This is a genomic window from Micromonospora sp. NPDC049060 (assembly GCF_040649055.1).
Classification (GTDB): domain Bacteria; phylum Actinomycetota; class Actinomycetes; order Mycobacteriales; family Micromonosporaceae; genus Micromonospora; species Micromonospora reichwaldensis.
In genome coordinates, this window is the sequence record NZ_JBEZEV010000041.1 from 1 (window position 1) to 4214 (window position 4214).

The following is a 4214-nucleotide window of genomic DNA, read 5'->3' on the forward strand; positions in this document are numbered from 1 at the left end:
AAGACACGAGAGCATTACCGAGAAGCGACAGCCTTCCCGATTCCGGCCGGAGCCCTCGCCGCAGCTTGACAGTTACGCCCATCGGATGTCTTGTCAGCGAAGGTCATCACCTCTTCACTGGTCAGCGCCTCGATGATGCCGTGGGTCCGGGCTGCGGTCAGGTCGTGGACCGAACCGGGCAGTGCCGGCGAAGCCCAGACGAGGCGGCCCGCCGCGTCGGCGATGACCTGCACGTTCACGCCGTGCCGCTTGTGTTTCCCGGAGTAGTACGGTTTTTGCTCGGCGACCCGGTCGATCGGGATCAGGGTGCCATCGAGGATCGCGTACGCCAGCCGGCGGATCCGGTGCATGGCGGTGGCCAGGTCGTCGGCGGTCGTCGCGAGCAGGGCTATCGCTTCCTGCACGTACCGCCATGCGGTGCTCACGCCGACGGCGAACCCGGCAGCGAGGCGGGTGTAGGTATCACCGTTGCGCAGGTGAGCCAGGGCGAGCAGTGCCTGCCGTCCCGCGTCGAGGCGCCGCCACCTGGATCGACGCTGGTTGCGGTGGCTGCGGATACGGTCAGCGAGGTGGTTCAGGGTTCGGCTGGACAACGAGATCGTGGACGGGTAAGACAGCACAGGCGAGGCTCCCGTGTTGGGGCATCGGGTTTTGGTCGATTTGCTGTCTTACCTGGAGCCTCGCCCTCATCGATCTACGGCCCCCGCCTACCCGTGCTGACCTGCAAGATCAGGTTGGAAAAGGCTCAGTAGTGATCGCCAGCAGGCGGCAGTAGGAGTACTTCACTTCCAGCCCGAGGTGCACGCCGGAGATGCGTCGGAGTTCCTCGTCGGAGGACATCGTCGGAGTTCCTCCCTTTGTGAGAAGTTTCTGTACGAGATCAAGGCGGTCCGCGTCGCGGGCCGCTCGCGCCGCCGAACCTGGGCCGGGCCGAAGGCCCGCCACCGCGCCTCTGGCCTTCGGCCGCCAGCGCGTCGGTGATAGCCCGCCGGCGGCGCGACATACGACGAAGCCCCGGGCCGCCATGGGTAGTGGCAGTTCCGGGGCTTCGTTGTTGACGGGTGGCCGAAAGGGCGTGCTCCGGCGGGGCGCTCAGGCACTCCGGGATGGTTGGTCCGGGCAGAGCCGAGTGGATGGGGCCTGCCCGGTCAAGGTGAGCACCCTACGTCTGAACGACCTTGACCGGGCAGGCCCCATCCACTCCACGGGGTGCGGACGAAGGCCGACGGGATGGCTAAGGGGCGCAGGGGGAGGCACCGAGGCGGGCCAAGATCAGGCCGTGTCCAGGCCGTCGAAGGGAAACCAACGGTGACCATCGTTGACCATCCTTAGCAGGCATAGCCGCAGCTCACGAACGTGGTCGTCCGGTTTGATCGACAACGCCCCGGCCCTAGATCAATTCCGCTGGAAGTAGCGGAAAGAGCTGCCCCACGGTACGTCGAGGAACGCCATAGGGAAGCCGACAACCGATGGCCGTGAGTCGGGCTACCGACGGACGTTCACCGATGCTTGCGGCCACGCGGCAACATCATGATCCATGGAACTTCTACGGTGGCCGCTGCGCGTCGCGACCGCGACGCTGCTGTGCGGACCGCTGCTGGCGCTGTACTGGACGGATCCCTGGGAGCTGGCCTGCCTCGCCGTCACCGGGGTCCTGCACGTCGAGGTCGGACTGCGGCTGTGGCGGGAGCGCCCCGACAACCGCATCGGGCCGCTGCTGGTGGTCTGCGGCCTGGTGTGGCTGCTGGACGCCTGGGGTCGCGTCACCCTGCCCGCCCTGTTCACCGCCGCCATGATGCTGAGCATCGTGCACGACCCGATGCACCTGCACGCCGGTCTCGTCGTGTCGTCGGGCCGACTGCGGGGACGGTGGGAGCGGCTCGTCGCCGCGGCCGGCTACGCGTACTGGCCGGTGCTCGTCGCCGGGGCCATGGTGGCCGGGACGCTGAGCACCGGTCACCTGCTGCACCTGCGGGCGTGGTCCTATCCGCTGGTCGGCGCGTTCCTCGCCGGGCTGTTCATCGTGCGGTACCGCCGGGCCGACCGCGCCGAACGGCACGTGTACGCCCCGTTCTGGGCCGCGTTGGCAGTGAACGGCCTGTGCACGGCGATGCTGAGCACCGTCGCCTACGGCTCCGGGCACTGGCCGACCACGCTCTACGCCCTCGGTGCGGCGCTGATCCCGGTCGGGGCCGCGCTCAGCATGCACCGCGCCGAGCGCCGCCACCTGATCCGGGCTCGCGACCGGGAGCGCCGCCGGGTGGAGCGTGACGTGCACGACGGAGTGCAACAGCGGCTGCTCGTCGCCGCCATGATGCTGCGGCAGGAGGATCCCGCCCTGGTCGCGCGCGGCGCGGCGGAGGTCGAGCAGGCGATCGCCGATCTGCGCGACCTCGTCCGGGGCATGAACCCGGCGGCCCTGGTGTGCCACGGCCTCTCCGGGGCGGTGGCCGCCATCGCCGAGCGCGCCGCGGTCCCCGTCCTGGTCGACGATCGGGTCAGCCACCTCACGCTTCCCGAACCGGTCGCGGTCGCCGCCTACTTCGTCACGATGGAGGCGGTGACGAACAGCCAGAAGCACGCCCAAGCGGGCCAGGTGTCCGTCACGCTCGCCGCCAGCGGGGGCCGGGTCGAGGTCACCGTCCACGACGACGGGATCGGCGGCGCGCTCGCGGTGCCGGGCGGTGGGCTGCACGGCCTGCGGGAGCGTGTCGAGTCGTGCGGCGGGACCCTGCGGGTGTCGAGCACCCGGGGGCGTGGCACGGCGGTACGCGCCGTCATGCCCCTCGCGGCGTCATGACCCGGGCCTTGTCGGGTGCCGCTCGGGACGGTGGTGTGCGGGCGGTTCTGGCCGACGACTCCGTACTGCTGCGCAGCGGCCTGGCACTGTTGCTTGAGCGGCACGGCATCACCGTCGCGGCTGAGGTCGGCGACGGCGAGCAGCTGCTCGCCGCTGTCGCCGAGCACCAGCCGGACATCGCGATCGTCGACATCCGCATGCCGCCCAGCTTCACCGTGGAGGGCGTCCGCGCCGCGCTGGCCGTACGCCGTCGTCACCCCGGTGTCGCCGTGCTGCTGCTGTCCCAGCATCTGGAGCACCGGGAGGCTCTGGCCCTGCTCCAGGAGCCCGGCGGCGGGGTCGGCTACCTGCTCAAGGACAGGATCACCGACGTCGCCGGGTTCCTTCGGGACGTGCGTGAGGTCGCGGCGGCAGGCACGGCGATCGACCCGATCGTGGTCGAGCGGCTGTTGCGCCGTCCTCGCGTGGCGGGTGGTGTCGGCCTGCTGTCGCCGCGCGAGCGGGAGATCCTGGCCCGGATGGCGGCCGGTCGGGCCAACCTGGGCATCGCCGCCGACCTGCACCTCTCCGAGCGCACGGTCGAGACCCACGTACGCAGCATCTTCGCCAAGCTCGGGCTGGCCGACGAGCCGGACACCCACCGGCGGGTGCTTGCGGTGGTGACCTTCCTGGCCGAGTGACCGCGGACCGCCCCGGGCCGACAGCGACGCCTCCGGGCCGACAGTGACGCCTGGACGACATCAATTACGTGCTGGCACTGAGGCGCCCTGACCTCCGGATTCCTACTGTTGATCAGGAAGGGCAAGCAATCGGAGGGGGACAACGTGAGGTTCGCAAAGGTGTCGGCCCGGTTCGCGGTGGCGGCGGCCGTGGCAGGCAGCGCGCTGGTCGGCGTGACGCCGGCACAGGCGGCGACCACCAGCACCGTCGTCTGCCAGGAGACCAAGCAGGTCGAGGAAGCGTCGTACGACGTCAACTCCGGCTGCTGGTTGCAGGACGGCGACCGGGTCCAGATCAGCGCCTACGGGTCGATCTGGTCCGGCGTGTGGTTCACCGGGAACAACGGGCCGCAGGGCTGGACGAACATGGCCGGCGACTCGAAGTTCCCGATGTCGAACGCCCGCGCCTTCTCGCTGCTGGCCAAGTCCAACGGCAACTACCGGTACGCCGGGACCGGCACGACGTTCACCTACTACGGCTCCGGTAGCGCGCTGTACCTGCGGATCAACGACGACGCGCCGGGCAACGGCAGCGGCGCCTTCACCGCCGAGGTCACGGTCACCCGCGGCTGAGCTGATGCCACGGCGACCCGCTGCTGACGGGTGCGGGGGTGGCCCCCGGAAAGGGTCGGCACGACCGGTGCGCGGCATCGGGCCGGTCGCCGGCTTTCCCGGTTAAGTGATCTGGTGTGGCT

Annotated in this window: 4 protein-coding genes; 3 read left to right on the forward strand and 1 reads right to left on the reverse strand. The window is 70.1% G+C overall.

Features of this window, described 5'->3' with window-relative positions:
- Positions 1 to 14 precede the first annotated feature (14 nt).
- A complete protein-coding gene (locus AB0B83_RS16765; RefSeq protein WP_357578948.1) occupies positions 15 to 620 on the reverse strand; it encodes a transposase family protein in 606 nt (201 codons plus the stop codon).
- Between the two features lie 917 nt (positions 621 to 1537).
- On the opposite strand from AB0B83_RS16765, the gene AB0B83_RS16770 reads away from it, so the two are divergent.
- The 3 genes from AB0B83_RS16770 to AB0B83_RS16780 all read left to right on the forward strand — a co-directional run bounded on the left by AB0B83_RS16770 (position 1538) and on the right by AB0B83_RS16780 (position 4092).
- Positions 1538 to 2800 carry an ATP-binding protein gene (locus tag AB0B83_RS16770; protein ID WP_357578949.1) on the forward strand — a complete coding sequence of 421 codons (1263 nt, stop codon included), beginning with the start codon at positions 1538 to 1540 and terminating at the stop codon, positions 2798 to 2800.
- Between the two features lie 35 nt (positions 2801 to 2835).
- Entirely contained in the window at positions 2836 to 3480 is a 645-nt protein-coding gene (locus tag AB0B83_RS16775; protein ID WP_357578950.1) for a response regulator transcription factor, read from the forward strand.
- A 144-nt stretch (positions 3481 to 3624) separates the two neighbouring features.
- The gene (locus tag AB0B83_RS16780; RefSeq protein ID WP_357578951.1) at positions 3625 to 4092 is read left to right on the forward strand and encodes a hypothetical protein; all 468 of its coding nucleotides are present in this window, start codon (positions 3625 to 3627) and stop codon (positions 4090 to 4092) included.
- The last annotated feature ends 122 nt before the right edge of the window (positions 4093 to 4214 follow it).

Bases quoted from the DNA above. Each gene is read 5' to 3' on its own strand.
- AB0B83_RS16770 (WP_357578949.1), top strand. From the start codon at position 1,538: ATGGAACTTCTACGGTGGCCGCTGCGCGTCGCGACCGCGACGCTGCTG.